13 protein-coding genes and 1 CRISPR repeat array are annotated in these 18,391 nt (G+C 45.6%); of the genes, 8 read left to right on the forward strand and 5 right to left on the reverse strand.

Annotated elements, in window-relative coordinates; genetic code table 11:
* Nucleotides 1-187: 187 nt before the first annotated feature.
* A complete protein-coding gene (locus tag JGK20_RS08725; RefSeq protein WP_293230090.1) occupies nucleotides 188-2,506 on the reverse strand; it encodes a tetratricopeptide repeat protein in 2,319 nt (772 codons plus the stop codon).
* A gap of 455 nt (nucleotides 2,507-2,961) precedes the next feature.
* Between JGK20_RS08725 and JGK20_RS08730 the strand changes: the two genes are divergently transcribed.
* Nucleotides 2,962-6,486, forward strand: a complete 3,525-nt coding sequence (locus JGK20_RS08730) for a glycosyltransferase (RefSeq protein ID WP_293230092.1) — start codon at nucleotides 2,962-2,964, stop codon at nucleotides 6,484-6,486.
* A 207-nt stretch (nucleotides 6,487-6,693) separates the two neighbouring features.
* Nucleotides 6,694-8,022, forward strand: a complete 1,329-nt coding sequence (locus tag JGK20_RS08735) for a beta-xylosidase (RefSeq protein ID WP_293174683.1) — start codon at nucleotides 6,694-6,696, stop codon at nucleotides 8,020-8,022.
* Between the two features lie 285 nt (nucleotides 8,023-8,307).
* Here the strand turns inward: JGK20_RS08735 and JGK20_RS08740 are convergent, their stop codons facing one another.
* Together JGK20_RS08740 and JGK20_RS08745 are read right to left on the reverse strand one after the other, a co-directional pair.
* Complete coding sequence (locus tag JGK20_RS08740; RefSeq protein WP_293174686.1) at nucleotides 8,308-8,607, reverse strand: contact-dependent growth inhibition system immunity protein; 300 nt, start codon at nucleotides 8,605-8,607, stop codon at nucleotides 8,308-8,310.
* Nucleotides 8,604-9,143, reverse strand: a complete 540-nt coding sequence (locus tag JGK20_RS08745) for an RNase A-like domain-containing protein (RefSeq protein ID WP_293174689.1) — start codon at nucleotides 9,141-9,143, stop codon at nucleotides 8,604-8,606. The genes JGK20_RS08740 and JGK20_RS08745 overlap by 4 nt, the downstream gene beginning before the upstream one ends.
* Nucleotides 9,144-9,641: 498 nt before the next feature.
* Here JGK20_RS08745 and rfbF point away from each other — a divergent pair, with 498 nt between their 5' ends.
* The 6 genes from rfbF (at nucleotide 9,642) to JGK20_RS08775 (ending at nucleotide 15,086) form a co-directional block, all read left to right on the forward strand.
* Complete coding sequence (gene rfbF, locus JGK20_RS08750) at nucleotides 9,642-10,418, forward strand: glucose-1-phosphate cytidylyltransferase (protein ID WP_293174692.1); 777 nt, start codon at nucleotides 9,642-9,644, stop codon at nucleotides 10,416-10,418.
* 450 nt (nucleotides 10,419-10,868) lie between these two features.
* A complete protein-coding gene (locus JGK20_RS08755; protein WP_293230095.1) occupies nucleotides 10,869-11,951 on the forward strand; it encodes an acyl-CoA dehydrogenase family protein in 1,083 nt (360 codons plus the stop codon).
* Between the two features lie 41 nt (nucleotides 11,952-11,992).
* On the forward strand, nucleotides 11,993-12,157 hold the full coding sequence (locus JGK20_RS08760) for a hypothetical protein (RefSeq protein WP_293174698.1): 165 nt from the start codon (nucleotides 11,993-11,995) through the stop codon (nucleotides 12,155-12,157).
* On the forward strand, nucleotides 12,141-12,884 hold the full coding sequence (locus JGK20_RS08765) for a cyclase family protein (RefSeq protein ID WP_293230098.1): 744 nt from the start codon (nucleotides 12,141-12,143) through the stop codon (nucleotides 12,882-12,884). The genes JGK20_RS08760 and JGK20_RS08765 overlap by 17 nt, the downstream gene beginning before the upstream one ends.
* A 147-nt stretch (nucleotides 12,885-13,031) precedes the next feature.
* On the forward strand, nucleotides 13,032-13,778 hold the full coding sequence (locus JGK20_RS08770) for a DUF1995 family protein (protein WP_293189677.1): 747 nt from the start codon (nucleotides 13,032-13,034) through the stop codon (nucleotides 13,776-13,778).
* A 528-nt stretch (nucleotides 13,779-14,306) separates the two neighbouring features.
* The gene (locus JGK20_RS08775) at nucleotides 14,307-15,086 is read left to right on the forward strand and encodes a metallophosphoesterase family protein (protein WP_293230101.1); all 780 of its coding nucleotides are present in this window, start codon (nucleotides 14,307-14,309) and stop codon (nucleotides 15,084-15,086) included.
* A gap of 135 nt (nucleotides 15,087-15,221) precedes the next feature.
* On the opposite strand, the gene JGK20_RS08780 is transcribed toward JGK20_RS08775, so the two are convergent.
* A complete protein-coding gene (locus JGK20_RS08780; protein WP_293230104.1) occupies nucleotides 15,222-15,374 on the reverse strand; it encodes a hypothetical protein in 153 nt (50 codons plus the stop codon).
* A gap of 103 nt (nucleotides 15,375-15,477) precedes the next feature.
* A CRISPR array of direct repeats spans nucleotides 15,478-17,073; the repeat unit is 36 nt; unit sequence CTTTCCCAAACGACTTCCCCGCAAGGGGATTGAAAC.
* A 353-nt stretch (nucleotides 17,074-17,426) separates the two neighbouring features.
* Nucleotides 17,427-18,278 (reverse strand): M48 family metallopeptidase, encoded by an 852-nt coding sequence (locus JGK20_RS08785; RefSeq protein WP_293230107.1) that lies wholly within the window; start codon nucleotides 18,276-18,278, stop codon nucleotides 17,427-17,429.
* Nucleotides 18,279-18,391: the final 113 nt, after the last annotated feature.

The raw sequence follows: 18,391 nt of genomic DNA on the forward strand, positions 1-18,391 counted from the left end.
TGTGCGGATTTTTTGGAATTGTTCGTTTACCAGAAAGAATTGGTTTAAATCCTCTCCCTTTTGGAAGAAATTAAAATTAGACGATTCATTACTCCAATCCTCTTCCTTCTAGGTAGAGGTCGCCCTCAAGCTGTCAACTGTCAACTGTCAACTGTCAACTGTCAACTGTCAACTGAATGAACAATCTTTAAATCTCCAGCAATAGAGTCAGAGCGTTATTGTACCAAGTCAATCCTTTATCTAAAACCTTAAAGCCAGCTACTTTACACATAGATTCTAAAGCATAAGCTGTAGGCAGCCACCACCAAGGGCCAAAGTCGTTGATGTCAAAAACGGCTTTATCAATTACTCCGAGAATTGGTGTGCCGTAGGTGTACTGCTGCCAGTAAGCTGTTAAGATAGCTCGTTCTGCTTCGCCCAAAGCGGGAATGAAGATTACCCCAGAAGCTGGAATTTCGTAGCGTCCCCGCTCGTTTTCTATAAGTTCTTGGGTAATTGCTGAAGTTAAGATTAAATACTGCCCTGTTATTTGACGCAAGCTCATTAAAATTTGCAAAGGGTGGGGGTGATGGTACAAAACTCCTGCACAGTGGACGACATCGTAAGGCTCACCAATTTCTGCAAGCTGAATCTGAGTTATATCTTGACTGATACAATTATAATTAGCAATATTTAAACTTGCCATGCGATCGCGAAAATCATCCCAAATGTGTGCGGATGCCGGCGTGACATCAATCATTGTCAGAGAAACTGCACCGTATTTGCTTGCTACGGATACTTTTTCGTTGACTGTGCCCCACAATCCCCCGACTTCTGCAAAAGTCTGATTTTTGACGACTCGGGCAATGTAGCGATCGCGAATATCGTCATTCTCCAACTCTGATAATATACTGCGATCGCCCGCCAAGTCCTTTTTCTGCAAAATTTCCGCCAATTTCCCGGATATTGCGGCATCTTGCGGCCGAATTTCTAACGCCATCAAGTACAAGACTGTAGCTGCGTCGGGGCGATCGCTCTCGGCAAACTTTTGGGCTGTTTCGCAGTAAAATTCAGGAGCGTGCAGCGGCTGCAATTCGTGGTGATAGTAACTCGTTGCCGGATCTAAACCTGACGGCACTCTTTTGATGAGAGCATCGCCTAACTTGGCGTAAATGTTGGGGAGATCCGGTTCGATTTGCAGCGCACAAAGGTAAGCAGAAACAGCTTCGTTCCAGTTGTGGATCTCAGTCAAAGCATCGCCTAAATTATAATAAGACCAAGAAAAATTGGGGTTGAGTTCAATAGCGCGCTGATAAGCAGTAGCTGCTGCTTTCCACTGATCGGTTTTTAACAGCGGTTCTCCTAAATTGTGGTAAGCCCAAGAAAAGTCTCGATTGAGTTCGATCGCCCGCTGGTATGCCAAGATTGCTGCCAACCAATCCTGGAGTTTAACTAAAGTTAATGCTAAATTATAATGAGACCAAAAAAAATCTGAATTAAGAGCGATCGCCCGCTGGTAAGCTGTCGCAGCTTCCGACCAGTTTTCTAATTGAAAAAGCGCATCTCCCAACTTGTGACAAGAACCAGAAAAATTCGGATCTAAGTCAACAGCTTGCTGGTATGCTGCGGCGGACTCCGACCATTTTTCTAATTTACCGTAAGCTTCACCGAGGCTGTAGTAAGACCAAGAAAAATTTGGGTCAATTGCCACAGCCGTGCGGTAGACAATAATAGCTTCTTGCCATTGTTCTAATTCGAGCAGAACGCTGCCTAAATTGTAGTAAGACCAAAAAGAATTCAGATTCAGCTCAATACTTTCGCGGTAGGCAGCTTCGGCTTGGCGCCAGAGTTTATTGGCTTGCAAAACATTGCCTAATTTGTAATGAAACTCCGAAATATCCGGTTGCAGCTTGATAGCTTTGCGGTAGTTAACAATAGCTTCGTCCCACTGTTTTAGGGCGCTAGCAGCTTCGGCTAATTTGGTGTAAGCTTCACAACAACTAGGGTTTAAATAAATAGCGCGGTGGTAACAAACTAGAGCTTTTTGTGGCTTGTTTTGCGCCAACAAAGTATTGCCCAAATCTAGATATTCTTCCGGTATGTCGATCGGTTCCACGCTGAGTGATTGATACCAACAGTCGGCTGCTGGCTCAGGTTGACCGACTTCGGTAAATATCCGGCTCAAATTGCGGTAAAATCCTGCAAAGTCTGGTTGTAGGGCGATCGCTTTTTGGTAACAGTCGATCGCTTCTTGCCATTGTTGCAAACTAGCGCAGAGGGTGCCGAGGTTAGCAAAAGCTTCGGCAAAATCCGGTTTGTGGGCGATCGCAACTTTATACCAATACCGAGCGTCTTCTAGCTTACCCTGAGCTTGCAGCGCCTTTCCTAAGGTTTTGCAAGTCTCGGCGGAATCGGGGTGGGATTCGAGAATTTGGTGGCAAAGTGCGATCGTCCGATCCAACTTCCCTAAAGCTAAATATATTTCTGCCTGTTGTTGCAAATCAACCGCGGCTGTTTCTGAATTCACTTTTAACGTTCCTGTTTAGTAATAATTCCCTGTGTAATTGTAGAGCAAAACCTCTCTAATATCCTCCAGATCGTGCACCGACATCAGCCTGACTGTAAATACCGAGTACCTGGATGGCATTTATGCGATCGTCATCGAGGGCTACGCTAACGAACTTTAATAGGACTTACGCACAGGTTGCCAGAAACCGGGTTTTTGCTGAGAAGACGCGCTGTGATTCGCAAATTTGGGAAAAAACCCGGTTTCTTTGTCGGAGTGCGTCGAGGACTGTTTAAGTTAATTTGTACGCAAGTCGAGCAAACACATATTTCGATTAAACTAAGATAGCAACCAGTTAAGTAAACCCACCTAATAAAACTCAAAATACGGCTCGCGCTTAAGCTTGTTGTGTATATCTTTTTCCCTCTTCCCTCTTCCCTCTTCCCTCTTCCTTCTACTGAACAACCAGGTAAACAATGTCAGCAGCCACACGCACACCGCAAGTCAGCGTAATTATAGCAGCATACAACGGATCTCGCTACATCGTACAAGCGGTAGAAAGCGTGTTGTGCCAAACTTTTACAGATTTAGAAATAATCGTTGTAGACGACGGTTCGACAGATGAGACACATCAGGTATTGCAGCCTTATTTCGACAGAATTCGCTACGTATATCAAGAAAATGCCGGAGTAGCAGCAGCCCGCAACCGAGGAATTCAGGAATCCAAAGGCGAATTCATCGCTTTTTTAGATCAAGATGACTTCTTTTTGCCAGATAAATTAGCAGCACAAATATCCCTATTTCGCCAGCAACTCTCCTTAGGAATTGTTAACAGCGGCTGGCGCATTGTCAACCAGCAAGGCGACAAAATTTCCGATATCAAAGCTTGGGAATATTTCCCAAAATTGAACTTAGAAACTTGGATAGTACAAATGCCCGTACTTCCCAGCGCCATGATGTTTTCACGTCAGTGGCTGGAACTTGCAGGCGGATTTAATTCAGAATTTGATTCAGTAGACGATTCAGATTTAGTTCTGCGTTTAGCCCTCTTGGGTTGCGAAGCAGCATGGCTGCCTCAAGTGACAGTATCCTACCGCCAGCACGATCAAAATGTATCAATAAAAAAAGCTCTCAAACAAGCCAATCTTTTTATTACCTTAAAACAGCAATTTTTCGCCAAACCAGATTTACCGCAGCACATCCGCGAGTTAGAAAATCCGGCTTTTTACGAAGCATTGACTTGGATGGCTTGGCAATTGTACTATAGTAACCATCCAGTAGAGGCGGTTGAATTTTTCCAAAAATCTATCCAGTACAGTCCTTATCCTCTAAGGCCAACAGTCACCGATTGGCAGAAGCGTCTGAGTGCGATCGCTCAAACTTACGGAGTTACAATCGATTTTCAATCGTTAAGAAACTTACCAGAATGGAAAAAAATAATGGCTAGCATACCTACCTCAAAAACACCGCGAGTCAGCGTAATTATCCCGGCATACAACTGCGAACACTACATTACTAGAGCTGTGGAGAGCGCTGTAAATCAAACTTACCAAAACTGGGAAATTATCGTCGTAGATGATGGTTCTACAGACAATACGAGGCAAACTTTAGAGCCGTACCGCGATGTGATTCAGTACGTATATCAAGAAAATCAAGGAGCAGCAAAAGCTCGAAACCGCGCTTGCGAAATGGCCAAAGGCGAATTTTTAGCATTTCTGGATGCCGACGACTTTTTCCTGCCAGAAAAACTCGCCAAACAAATTGCTTGTTTTGAAGCTGACCCCACTTTAGGGATGGTACAAAACGGCTGGTTGATGGTTGATGAAACCGGAAAAGACATCTACCCAGTCATGCCTTGGGAAGACACGCCCAACTTAGATTTAGAAAGCTTTGTCCTGCACAAAAGCGTGCGTCCCAGTGCAATGATGGTGCGGCGCGAGTGGTGGGAACGTCTGGGCGGTTTTGACCATCGCTTTCCGCCAACAGAAGATTTAGATTTTGCTTTGCGTTTGGGTTTAAAAGGCTGCAAATGTGCGTGGTTAAAAGAGATATTAACCTGCTACCGCCAGCACGATAGCAATCTCATGTCCGGTGGGGAAAAAGTGATGAAAAGCATGGAAATTGTAATGGAGCAATTCTTCGCCCAACCCAATTTGCCCGATCGCATACGCCAATTACAAAAGGCAGAACGTTACAAGTCTTTAGTGTGGATAGCGTGGCGGATGTACCGCGACGGATATTTGCCAGAGATGGTCGAGTGTTTGAGAAAATCCCTGTACTATACTCCTTATAATGGCACAGAAACAGTTTTTAAATGGTTGGAAACTTTTAGAGTTTCTTCGGAAAAATACACGAACAACTTTGATGCTTATGCCTTAACCAATTTAAAAGAATGGCAAGACATGGTGGCGGAGGCAGTCAACAATACCTATCAATTTAAATCAGAGCCTAGTTCAATTGGCCGCCAGCTTGCACCGCACGTACTCGTCTATGCAGAAGACCACGGAATCGGCGGTTTGGCGCAGTTCAACCACTCGCTACTTTCCAAATTAGCAGCCGACGGCTACCGAGTTACTAGCGTGCAAACTAAAGCTTCTAATCCTTTAATTACCGAACAGCAACAACTAGGTATCGAGCATATTTGGCTGGAGTTCGATACGATGAGGGAGTTTTTGCGAATTGCCTACAATTGTAGCGATGCTGAAAGAATTTACGCGGAAGCTAAACCGGATTTAATTATATTTAGCGATGGCTGGCCGATGGCAAATTTTGCTGCGAAACAAGTTGCACTCAAACAGAACATACCTTATGTAATTACTCTGGGTTATATCGATCGCACTTATAAGACTTTTAACCGTGGAGATCAGGTTCCCTATTTCGATGCAGTGGCCTATCAGTACAATTTAGCTAAAGCGGTGATAGCTGTTTCCCACGAGAATTTAAACTTGTTCAAGAGTTTGTTCAAAATGCCTCGGGAATGGGGGAAAGTAATTTATTACGGCAGGCCGAACAATTACTTTGAACCGCCCAATCTCTCAACCCGCCAACGCCTGCGCCAAGAACAAGGCATTCCCGAAGAGGCTGTGGTTTGTTTCACGGCGGCGAGACTGACTCCAATTAAAGGATATCAGTATCAATTGCAGGCGATCGCCAAACTGAAAAATCTGCCTATTTGGCCCCAGCTATATTTCGTTTGGGCCGGCCCCGGTTCCACCACTCACGACAACATGGAACCGGAATTGAGAGCAACTGTCAGCCAATTAGGAGTCACCGAACAAGTTAAATTCATCGGCCAGCGGTGGGATATTGCCGATTGGTTGGATGCCAGCGACATCTTTATTTTATCATCCAAAGCAGAGGGAATGCCGCTAGCAGTAATGGAAGCAATGGCGAAGGGATTACCCGTAATTGCTACAGCAGTCAGCGGGATTCCCGAAGAGTTGGGAGATACCGGAAAGTTAATCGCCGATCCGACAATTGACGCGCAACAGACAGCACAAGAGTTAGCCGCAACGGTAGAACTATGGGCCCAAAATCCCGAATTGCGGAGGCTTGCAGGACAAGCTTGCAAACTGCGAGCCCAAGAGCTTTTTAAGGAAGAACGGATGCTGTTGGAATACTCAGAAGTTGTCGCCGAAGTCTTGTCTGCTAGTGGGAATCGAGACAAATTTGCGTTAGCGAAGCCCTCGAAGAGGATCGCGCCCAAAGTCCAAAAGCAGATTGAAAAAGTTGACAGTATGCTCCATTACTATTATCTAGTATGGCAGGCTTGGCAAGCTTGGGAGCGCGGGGATATGTCCGGGATGGTGGAGAAGTTGCAGTCAGCTTGGAAATGCACGCCATTGTTGACAAGCGAAACTATCTTGAGTTGGATTGTAAATTTTGTTGCCTTATCTTCAGAGAAAGGGGAGCAATTCGATACTTGTGCGCTGATTAATTCCGAAGCTTGGCAAGAATTGATGGAATTAGTACAGGGTTTTGAACTCGCCTTGTCTCGTTAAATTTTAAGGTACGTTGTTGCGATGAAAGCGCTCTTTCATATATAAACAAAGAGCGCTGAAGCGCAACTACATACCTTGGAAAGAACTCATTTTAAGGTACGTTGTTGCGATGAAAGCGCTCTTTCAATATATAAACAAAGAGCGCTGAAGCGCAACTACATACCTTGATTGAATTGAAGTCTTTTTCTGTTTGCAACCACATACAATATGCAATTCACCTTCAAGTTCAAACCTATTAATAAGCTGCTGCCAATTTGCTTAGCTTTGGTAACAATCCTGTTAATCGCGTATTTTGGGCAGCAGCCAACAATTGCCCAAATGCGATCGAACGTCACAGTCGATTTTGGACAGCCAGCCACCGGTATCACCTCCATGAGCGGCTTCTTGCACGGAATCGACCCCAGCAAGCCCCCCGATAGCTCCATTAAGCCCTTGCAGCCCAAGCTGTGGCGCGCCGGAAGACTCGATATTTACGATCGAGTAATCGCCAGCGGAGCCGAATTTCAACTATTAGTTAGCGACCTCTGGGGCTACGGCAGCAACCCCAAAGGCTGGCCCTATCAAAATTACCCCGCATGGGAAGCCTTCATCCGACAGTTAGCCCAACAGAATAAGGGCAAAAAAATTATTTGGGATATCTGGAACGAACCAGATTTAGTAAATCCGTTTTGGAAGGGAAGCAGAGAACAATTCTTTGAAACTTACAAAAGGGCTTACAAAATCTTGCGGCAAGAATTGGGGCCGTCAGCGATGATTGGCGGGCCGAGCATCAGCACTTACAACAAAGAATATCTCGCCGCTTTTTTGGATTACTGCAAAGCGAACAAACTGGAAGTAAATTTCCTAGCTTGGCACGAACTCAATGATACCATAATTTTATTTGTTGACGATCACGTATTTGATGCTAAACGCAATTTCCAACAAAGTCCCTTTTACAAGGAACTAAAATTGCAAAAGATTTATGTCAACGAAATTGTCGGAGAATTAGCGCAGTATCAGCCGGGGGAAATTTTAGGTTATTTGTCTAACTTGGAGTATGCAAGAGCTGATGGTGCTTGCAGAGCTTGTTGGGATACAACAGTAGGTAAAAAAGTTAGTAATTGCTTCAACAATACGCTGACTGGGATGGTTACGCCGAATACTTTTGAGCCGAGGGCTGCTTGGTGGACTTACAAAGCTTATGCTGATGGAGTGAATTCGCGGGTGCTGAGTCGATCGGATAGCGATCGTCTTGTGGCCTTAGCTAGCAAGTCAAATCCCGAAGGTAAAGCACAGGTACTTTTGGGTTATTTCGATCGCAATTATTCGTCAGCCACAACCGTTACCTTGAATCTTGTAAATTTGCAGCAGCTTGGGATTAAAAACGGTCAAAAAGTTAGTCTCAAATTAGAGAAGATTCCTAACAATCTCGAAGGCGCTGTGCAAAAGCTGGTTACGGTTAAAGAAGAAAGTATTTCGGTTGGTGGAAATAATTTGACTTATGTTGTTCCTAATGTCAAAGTTCATGAAGGTTATTTGTTGACTATTACCAAGTAAAATCACTCAAGAGTCGGCGGTTGGAAACCGCGACTACACAAACGATGTCCGCCTCCGCGGACGAAGAAATATGGATGGGATTTGAGAGAAATGTGCGATCTAATTTTAAATCCGAGGTGGTTAGAAACCCGGGGGTTGGAAACCGCGACTACACAAACGAAGTCCGCGCAACGCGAGACTAAATAGTAGGCAGTATCTACAAAAAAATCAGGCTTAAATACTCCTCTATCTCTTAGTCTGCGGAGGCAGACTTGGCTTGTGTAGTAGCGGTTTCCAACCGCCGAATCATCGGAGATTTATCAACGATTGCTGCACGGATTCCAGCCATTCTCTGACAGTTTGATTTTTCGATTGTGGGTCATAGTAACAGCCTAATTCATCCAGGACGAAGGTTTCTAAATCTGGTTCGGAAATCGACATTTCTAGCAGTTGACTAAGTTCTTGCGATGCAGCTTCAATACTTGCGGGGGGTTCGCTGTTCAGGTAGTTATTGACTACATCACTGGGAGTGTCAGCTTCTAGCGCCCACTCTTGGTGAAAGTAGGAACTGAAAAATTGGGTTAAATTAGGAAATTGATCGATCATTGGGGATAAGCTGTGAGAATAAAGTATCCGGGAGGTAATTTATTGCTGCGCTGGAGGACGATTTTCAGGCGAGAGACTGGAGTTGCTTTGGATGAGCGGCGGCGCAGAGTAATGCCAATTGTTCTGTTGGCGTTGTAGTCGATCGTATAACGATTGCCTCCTTTTTTTACCCAGGAGGCGATCGCACTTTGATTTTTGGACATTGCTTCCGCAATCGCCGCTTCAGCGACGGAACGGTTAGCAAAGGAAGATGCAGCAGCAATTTCCATTTCTCGTCCGAGTCGCTGTGCTAATTCTCCTTCTGTTTTACCAACGTGTCTCTCTAAAGTGTGTCCTCCTGCGGCTTCGTGAACATCCAATCCGCCGCCCGGTATCTTAGGGACAAAGGCTATGGTGGTTTGTGGTATATTTGAGATTTCCCCTGCAAAAACAGCGCCACCAACAGCGGATATTGCCGAGTGCAATAAGATTGTGATTGAGGCGATCGCGCAGATTATACCTAAAAATCTTTTTAGGCGATCGAGTTGACTTTTCATTGTTGTTTTTGATGTTCAGTATAGTTGTCTAATGTTTTTGTCTGTTTCCTAGTTTAGCATTAGTGATAGTCCTGGACGCACAGGTGCCTAGAAACCAAATTTTTTACGAAAATTATGCGCTCTCAGGGTGCATCTCACGCAAGGAAAATATGTTTGTAGGGGCGAAGCATGACCGTAGTCAATATAGGATTATAACTAATAACTTATATGCGGTCATGCTTCGCCCTCTTCAAAATTGAGATGCACCCCGCTCTCACCCACAAATTAGGTTAAAAACCAGGTTTTTTTGAGGTTGATGCGTCCGGGACTGAGTGAGTTAGGAATTGCACGCAGCATTTAAGTGCGCGATGCACAGTCCGCACCCTACATTGTATTTAGAATAGGATTTTTTTAGGGTTTACAAAGCTTCACTCAATCTGAGAAATTATTAATAATTCTTTGAAAAAATCCCAGATAATTGATGATAGATTAATTGATAAGTTTTCAAAAGGTGAAAAAATGCAAGTAGTCATCCTAGCGGGCGGTCTTGGTACTCGTCTGAGAGAAGAAACAGAATTTCGCCCCAAGCCTTTAGTTGATGTCGGCGGGCGCCCGATTATTTGGCACATCATGAAAATATACGCCCACTACGGCTTCCAAAACTTCATTGTCTGCTTGGGCTATCGCGGCAACATGATTAAAGAATATTTCCTGAATTATGAAGCCATGAACAATGACTTTACGATATGTCTGGGACGGAAAAATACCATCACTTATCAGCAGGAACATCGCGAACAAAATTTTCATGTAACGCTGGCTGATACTGGTGCAGAAAGCATGACGGGAGGGCGGGTAAAACGGATCGAAAAATATATCGATGGCGAGAATTTCATGGTGACTTATGGTGATGGAGTTGCTGATGTCAATATCGATAAATTGATGGAGTTTCACAAGTCTCACGGTAAGCTGGCAACTGTAACTACATTTCGCCCGATTTCACGTTTTGGGATTTTGGATGTTGACAGTGAAGGTCAAGTACGAGAATTTGCTGAAAAACCTCAAATAGACGGCTGGATTAGTGTTGGATATATTATATTTAACCGCCGGATATTTGAGTATTTGGGTGAGGATGATTGTGTTTTAGAACAGGAGCCAATGCAGCGTTTGGCAGCAGATGGACAGTTGATGGCTTACCGCCATGAAGGCTTCTTTTATGCGATGGATACTTATCGGGAATATAAGTATTTAAACGAGCTTTGGGATGAAGGGAAGGCTCCTTGGAAAGTTTGGGAATAATGATTAATTAAGATGGCGGTTTAAACCAGGAAAACGGCGGTTTAAACCAGGAAAACGGCGGTTTAAACCGCGTCTACACAAAGGAAGTCTGCCTCCGCAGACTGAAGAAACGGCGGTTTAAACCGCGTCTACACAAAGGAAGTCTGCCTCCGCAGACTGAAGAAGCTAATATAATTTTAATCGCATTGTCTTCAACCCACGGAGGTGGGTTTTGTTTCTATAGACGCGGTTTCAACCGCCGAGTCTGAAGATTCAACCCACGGAGGTGGGTTTTGTTTCTATAGACGCGGTTTCAACCGCCGTTTCTGAAGATTCAACCCACGGAGGTGGGTTTTGTTTGTGTAGACGCGGTTTCAACCGCCGAGTCTGAAGATTCAACCCACGGAGGTGGGTTTTGTTTCTATAGACGCGGTTTCAACCGCCCAGTCTTCTATAAAATCATCATAAAAAATGGATTTTCAATATATTCTAAACAGCGCGGAAAGTTACCTAAAAGAGTGCGTTGCACCCCGCGCGGAAATTATCGACAGTGACTCGGAAGCGCTGAAAACAGCACTTTTAGGATTGGAAAATCGATCGCTCTTGGCGCTGCGAATTCCCCAAAAATGGGGCGGTGCGGACATTCCACCGGAGCTTTTTTACCAATATCAGGAATTGACGGCGCGATATTCTGGGGCTTTGTCTTTCCTGCAAACTCAGCACCACAGCGCAACTGCGATGATTGCTAGCAGTGACAATGAAATGCTCAAAGGCAGATACTTGCGCGCGATCGCCCAAAAAGAGTTACGCTTGGGTGTTGGGTTTTCGCATTTGAGGCGATCCTCTTCGAGGGCTTCGCTAACGGGCAATCCGGCAGTCACCGCAACTCCCGTAAAAGATGGCTATCTACTGTCGGGGAATGTTCCTTGGATTACTGGTTTTGGCTTGTTTGAAAAGTTTATTGTGGCTGCGGTACTTCCAGACAATCGCGCGGTTTTTGGTTTGCTGCCTTTTGCTAATATTGAACGGGAATCTGGTAAAATAGCTGTCAGCGAAATCATGCCGTTAATCGCGATGAACTCGACTAATACTGTGACAGCAAGTCTTAATAATTGGTTGTTGCATGAATCGGAAATAATTTCGGTTAAAGCTGTCGGTTGGATTGCGGAAAATGACAGCAAAAATATCCTGAATTTTGTGCCGGTTACTTTTGGCTGTATTCGCGCGGGATTGGATGTAATTGTAGCGGCGGCGATAGTTAAAGATTCGCCTGCGATTGTGGCGGCTTGCACAAAATTGGAACAGAAGCTCGATCGGCTAAAACAGCATTTCCTACAATCTCAACATAGCTCAAAAGCCGAACAATTAGCGCTCCGAGCGGAAGCTATTGATTTGGCGGTGCGGTGCGGGCACGCTGCGGTGGTGGTTTCCAGCGGTGCGGCTAACGGTAGGCTGCACCCGGCTGGAAGAGTTTATCGAGAGGCTTTGGTGTATACTGTTTCCGGGCAAACAAAGGATGTGATGGCAGCGACGCTCGATCGCATTCTAGAGTGATTCAGCTAGGTTGATTTTGATTTGAATCTGGAACGGGCAAGATGCCCATTCCACAAGAAGAAAAAAATGTGGGATGGGCATCTGGAAGGGGCAAGATGCCCATTCCACAAGAAGAAAAAAAAATGTGGGATGGGCATCTTGCCCGTCCTAATATTGTAGGTATATCAGCTAACCTGAGTTTTTGTGTCGATGACAAACAACTTTAACTCAAACAGTAACTCAAATAATTTAAAAACGATCGCCTACCGCGACATTATAGACTTAACCCATGCAATTCATCCACAGATTCCCATCTGGCGGGGCGATCCAGCGCCGGAATTTGAAATAGTATCTGAAATAGACAAAAACGGCTATTTCCTGCGAAAATTCTCCATGGGAGAACACAGCGGCACTCACATCAACGCACCGAATACCTTCGATCCAGCAGGCGCGAGTGTTGATAGTTATGCGCCGCAGTCTCTAGTTTTGCCCGGAATTGCGATCGACCTTCGGGAGCAATGTCTTGCCAATCCCGATTACACTTTAACGATAGATGATATATTGAATTGGGAACGCCAGCACAAATTTATTGAACCGGAAAATCTAGTTCTATTATATACTGGATGGCAAGCTAAATGGAATGATGAGCGAGCATTTTTCAATCCTGACGATGGCGGAGTTTGCCACTTTCCGGGATTTGGTCAAGCTGCAACTCAATTTTTGCTGGAAGAGCGATCGATTGCGGGAATTGGTATTGACACTCACGGAGTCGATCCTGGACAAGATGAAAGTTTTGCTGTGAATAAAATGGTATTGCAACAGCAGCGAATTGTGCTGGAAAATCTGGCAAATCTCCACTTTTTACCTGCGGCAGACTTCACTTTGGCGATCGGAATATTGCACCTTTTGGGAGGTTGCGGTTCGCCCGTGTCCGTGTTAGCTTTTGTAGCTTAAGCTGTGGCATATTTGAATTGCATATTTCGGGCGGGCTGGAAGCCCACCCCACAAGATTTTGATTATTTATTAAGTCTAATTTAAATTTTGATTAGCTTAATGCGGTAAAATTGGATTGAGAGAAGTCGAGTACGAATAATAAGATTAATGACAGAACTGCCTAACGATCTCAATGATGCGATCGCCCAATCGCGCATAGCCACCGCCGCCGCCCTCTCGGATGGCATGAATCTCCTGCAAGTCGAATTAGTCTTTCCCGAAATCGCCCTGCAAGCACAGTCGATCACGCAACAATTCTTACCAGAATTTGAGGAAAGCCACTCCGGGATGAAAGTCTTTTTTCCCGATGCTGGTGCAGCCGCCCTCGCCCGCCGCGATTGGGGAGAAGTACCTTTTAAAATAAGTGATTTGGGCAGCAGCCGCACTCCTGTTGAAGATAATATAGCACCGGAAGATGAACTGTTTTTGCTGGTGAATCCGGCGGCGGTAGAGGTATCGCAAGTCGAAAAACTTTATATGGCTGCGGCGGGCCGCCCTGTGATCTTGCTCAACCCGCGCCTGGAAGATGTTGCTACTATAGGTATAGGGTATGCAGGCCGTCAGTTGCGCGATCGATTCCTGAGCAAAATCGAATCTTGCTATTACATCAGGCCGCTAGATACGGCAGCTTTATTCCGCTGCTATCCGCAACCGTGGCAAGTCTGGCTGGAAATAAACGACGAATACAAATTAATTTCGGAAACTGCCCAAAAACCTGTGGGAGACGATTTAGAACGGATTTTAGCGAAAGCTATGGGAGTCGCCGATCCGGATTCGACTGCACCGGCAAAACCGCTAAAAAAGAAAGGTTTGTTAGCAGAAATGCAGACTTTCCTCAAGGCTTTGACTCAGTAGTATTGTAGAGTGCGTTAGCTAGAGTTATTTTCGATTTGCTCGATCGACTCATCGCTGGCGCATCCTGCACCTTAAACAGTTGACAGTTGACAGTTGACAGTTGACAGCGAAGTGATAAGAACGGAGATTTAAACTCCGCTATTATCACAATCTGCCTTCATGCTGGGGCTTCAAACCCATGCTATTCGGTGAAATCATTGTTGAGTCAATCTAAAATCGACTGACTCGATAGTAGTAATTGCCACAGCAGAATTAACAGCGGTTATCAATTCTCTGAAAGACTTGCAGGAGAGGGCACTCCCGTGTTTCTAGGGTATCTTTGTACTTCACTTATACCGAAAGCTGGGATAACTTCTCAGTGTTGCGATCTGTAACTACGCAAATAAAATTGTGAACTTTACCAAAAGTTTATAAAAGTAGTATAATGGGTGACACCCCTCCTCAGCGAAAGATCGGAGGAAATAGCAGCTAAATCAGATGCTATAAGCGAGTAATTAAGGTTTCGATTCAGGAAAGCGGATAAATACAGTGAACCAGCGGCGCATTGTTATTGGGGACGTACACGGGCATTACGACGGGTTAATGCTTTTGCTAGAGGCACTTGCCCCGAGTTCGGACGATCGCGTATATTTTTTAGGAGATTTAATCGATCGCGGGCCGAAAAGCGCTCAGGTATTAGATTTTGTGCAGCAAAGCCCGTATCAAACGCTGCTGGGAAACCACGAACAACTGATGTTAGATGCTTTGTCGGGGCCGTCAGTGGATATGCGGGCGTGGCAGTCTTGGCTGTACAGCGGTGGGGATGCGACTGTCGCTAGTTACAAGGATACAGGGATGATGCCGTACAAACACTTAGAGTGGTTGCGATCGCTCCCAACGCATTTAGACTTAGGGGATATCTGGCTGGTGCACGCGGGTGTGCATCCAACTATGCCAATTGACAAACAGTCGATCGAACAATTGTGCTGGATTCGCAAGGAATTTCACGCGATACCGAAACCGTATTTTCCCGATAAATTAATTATTACCGGTCACACGATCACGTTTACCTTTGAGGGTGTGAGGCCTGGGGAATTAGTCAGGGGCCAAGGGTGGCTGGATATTGACACGGGGGCTTATCATCCAAAAAGTGGCTGGCTGACTGGATTTGACTTGAGTTATCGCAGAGTTTATCAGGTAAATGTGTTTAACAATCAAGTGCGGATTTTGCCGTTTGATGAAGTTGTCAGACAATTGAAGCCGCAGATTCCACCTCCAAAAGCTCAGTTGAAAGCTCAGTTGAGCTCAGTTGTTCAACAAGAGGCTTAATTCCTAACGAAGTGCTGGGAAAAACTTGACAATCTGTTCTTGAGTCTCTATTGTTTGTAGTAGTGGAAAGCAAGGGTTTTTCACGCGGAACTTTGAAAATTGAATAGATTTTGCGATCGCCTGCGGTTGGTTTCATTACTGCAAGCGATTTTGATCTAGGTGGCGATCGGCTGCGGTGGGTTTCATTGCCGCAAGTGATTTCGACGCACCTAGGGCGATCGGTGAAACCCTAATTTTTTCGTTGAGGTGCGTCGATTGTGTTTGTAGTCTGGGGTTGAGCGTTTTCAATCCTATGCTTGTTGAAGATGACCCCCCATCTATTGAGAGTGAAAAAACAGTGCGTCGATTTGGCGTCTGGAACGCTCTCTGGGTAAGGGTTTGTAGCCGAACTCTTTCCCAAAAGACTTCCCCGCAAGGGGATTGAAACCTCAACTACGACGTTTTCATCAGGCGTATCACTAGGCTTTCCCAAACGACTTCCCCGCAAGGGGATTGAAACATTACAAAATTAAATTTCAAACCTTTAAAATATAGACTTTCCCAAACGACTTCCCCGCAAGGGGATTGAAACGTCTTTCTTCAGTGACTTCATAAATTCTCCTAGAGTAATTCTTTCCCAAACGACTTCCCCGCAAGGGGATTGAAACGCTGTTGGCGGCGGTGCCACTGGTGGAAAAACCACCACACTTTCCCAAACGACTTCCCCGCAAGGGGATTGAAACATTTTTGGGCCCTTTCTCGGGTCTAGATCATACGATCCAGGCTTTCCCAAACGACTTCCCCGCAAGGGGATTGAAACACAAAATGGACAACTGTTTCTTCATCTTCATGATAACTTTCCCAAACGACTTCCCCGCAAGGGGATTGAAACCATGACATGTGTTCAAAAAACACACACTAATCCAAGCTCAATCTTCCCACTTTCCCAAACGACTTCCCCGCAAGGGGATTGAAACTTTTGCCGGTTCCAGAAGACGAGTTGTAGCCCACTATCCACCACCCTTTCCCAAACGACTTCCCCGCAAGGGGATTGAAACGGGAAAGGTACTATCTTGCACTCAGGCATAGATATTGCTTTCCCAAACGACTTCCCCGCAAGGGGATTGAAACGTAAATACTCCGTTTATCGTTAGGTATTCTGTCAAACTTTCCCAAACGACTTCCCCGCAAGGGGATTGAAACTTAGGGTGACCAAAACTCTTAAAACTTGTAGAAATGGCATTCTTTCCCAAACGACTTCCCCGCAAGGGGATTGAAACTATCTGGGGAACGGTACCCTTTCCGTTGCAGGTTGGGCAACTTTCCCAAACGACTTCCCCGCAAGGGGATTGAAACGCTTTCTTGATTGTTCATCGTAGAAGTGAGGCTTAGCCTTTCCCAAACAACTTCCCCGCAAGGGGATTGAAACGGCCTTTACTGCAATTAGCCATGTTTTTTACCCTAAAATTCTTTCCCAAACAACTTCCCCGCAAGGGGATTGAAACCTTTCTAAGAAGGTCAAAGACAATAATGGAAACTCCATCTTTCCCAAACAACTTCCCCGCAAGGGGATTGAAACCACTTTTTGGCGGACAGACTGTCTCGCCAGTTTTTCTTTCCCAAACGACTTCCCCGCAAGGGGATTGAAACCCGAAGTCAAACAATCCAGCGACCAGAGGTACCGGTGTCTTTCCCAAACGACTTCCCCGCAAGGGGATTGAAACTTTCACTGCCGTCGCTACCTCCTGGTAGGGAAAAATCTCCTTTCCCAAACGACTTCCCCGCAAGGGGATTGAAACTTTGGTGCAAAAACGGCAAGGGTTCGACTTGGCTTTCCCAAACGACTTCCCCGCAAGGGGATTGAAACCACCAACCGATTGCTCGGTAATGGTCTATTTCATCTACTTTCCCAAACGACTTCCCCGCAAGGGGATTGAAACCCAAAACCTTTACCTTCGGAGGGGTTCGGTTTCTTTCCCAAACGACTTCCCCGCAAGGGGATTGAAACGGTATTTGTCCTCTTGCAAGGGGCAAGAAACCGGGTTTCTACGAGTTTTTCGGTTGGGTGACGAGAAATATAGAGAGAAACCCGGTTTCTCAGATTTAGGCAAGGGGCAAGAAACCGGGTTTCTACGAGTTTTTCGGTTGGGTGACGAGACATATAGAAAGAAACCCGGTTTCTCAGATTTAGGCAAGGGGCAAGAAACCGGGTTTCTACGAGTTTTTCGGTTGGGTGACGAGAAATATAGAAAGAAACCCGGTTTCTCAGATTTACGCAAAATAGATCTCAAATGGGTTGTATAGAATGCGTCAGCTTGGGTTCGATCGCACTTCAACGCAACTCACCCACCCTACCAAAAACTACGATCGCAACAACCGACGCATTTCCAGCTTATAAGCCGCATTATTCAAACCCTCACCGCTAGCCAGATCCGGATCGATCGCCTGGGAAATCGCAGCAATTCGATCGCTAGTCGCCGGGTGAGTGCTCAAAATACTCGGTGGAGAAGGCTTATTTAGCAACTTTTTCATAAAATCAACCATCCCAGATTGAGCGTAGCCCGATCGCCCCATAGTTTGCAAACCCAACTGATCCGCCTCATACTCAGCTTGACGGCTGTGAGGGCGACGCAAAGCCAACTCCACCCCAATCTGAACCGCCTTAGAACCATCCAGCCCAGTCGCCGAAGCTACACCAGAGGCGATCGCCATTTGACGCATTTGCTTAATCGAATGGCGAGCACTAATATGCCCGATTTCGTGCGCGATCACACTTGCTAATTCCGCCTCATTATCCGCCGCCGCCATCAAACCCTTATTCACATAAACAAAACCGCCCATCGTCGCAAAAGCATTAATATTGTTATCGTCAATCACCTGAAAAGTATAAGGAATATCCGGGCGATCGCTTTCTTGGGCCAGCCGCTGACCGATGCGGTTGATGTATGCTGTAGTAGCCCGATCGCGATCGATCTTAAACTCCCTACTCGTCAACTGCTGATTGATTTGTCGGCCAACAGTCACCTCCTGGCGATCGGACATATTCGACAATTGAATAACTTGAATCCCCCGCAAAATCAGTTCCGGCAAAGAAAATGCTTGAGTCGGTTGTGGGGAAATCACGCAGATACCCGCAGCCACAATCACCGACAGAAATAGATAAATCCCCCGGCCACAACTATGCCGACAAGTTAACCAAAAACCTTTTAACATGATTTATACGCCCTAGAAGAAGGAAGAAGGAAGAAGGAAGAAGGAAGAAGGAAGAAGGAAGAAGGAAGAAGGAAGAAGGAAGAAGGAAGAAGGAAGAAGGAAGAAGGAAGAAG

The sequence above is a fragment of the Microcoleus sp. PH2017_05_CCC_O_A genome (assembly GCF_020738785.1).
Taxonomy (GTDB): Bacteria; Cyanobacteriota; Cyanobacteriia; order Cyanobacteriales; family Microcoleaceae; genus Microcoleus.

Bases quoted from the DNA above. Each gene is read 5' to 3' on its own strand.
- JGK20_RS08730 (WP_293230092.1), top strand. From the start codon at position 2,962: ATGTCAGCAGCCACACGCACACCGCAAGTCAGCGTAATTATAGCAGCA.
- JGK20_RS08735 (WP_293174683.1), top strand. From the start codon at position 6,694: ATGCAATTCACCTTCAAGTTCAAACCTATTAATAAGCTGCTGCCAATT.
- JGK20_RS08740 (WP_293174686.1), bottom strand. From the start codon at position 8,607: ATGATCGATCAATTTCCTAATTTAACCCAATTTTTCAGTTCCTACTTT.
- JGK20_RS08745 (WP_293174689.1), bottom strand. From the start codon at position 9,143: ATGAAAAGTCAACTCGATCGCCTAAAAAGATTTTTAGGTATAATCTGC.
- rfbF (WP_293174692.1), top strand. From the start codon at position 9,642: ATGCAAGTAGTCATCCTAGCGGGCGGTCTTGGTACTCGTCTGAGAGAA.
- JGK20_RS08755 (WP_293230095.1), top strand. From the start codon at position 10,869: ATGGATTTTCAATATATTCTAAACAGCGCGGAAAGTTACCTAAAAGAG.
- JGK20_RS08760 (WP_293174698.1), top strand. From the start codon at position 11,993: ATGCCCATTCCACAAGAAGAAAAAAATGTGGGATGGGCATCTGGAAGG.
- JGK20_RS08765 (WP_293230098.1), top strand. From the start codon at position 12,141: ATGACAAACAACTTTAACTCAAACAGTAACTCAAATAATTTAAAAACG.
- JGK20_RS08770 (WP_293189677.1), top strand. From the start codon at position 13,032: ATGACAGAACTGCCTAACGATCTCAATGATGCGATCGCCCAATCGCGC.
- JGK20_RS08785 (WP_293230107.1), bottom strand. From the start codon at position 18,278: ATGTTAAAAGGTTTTTGGTTAACTTGTCGGCATAGTTGTGGCCGGGGG.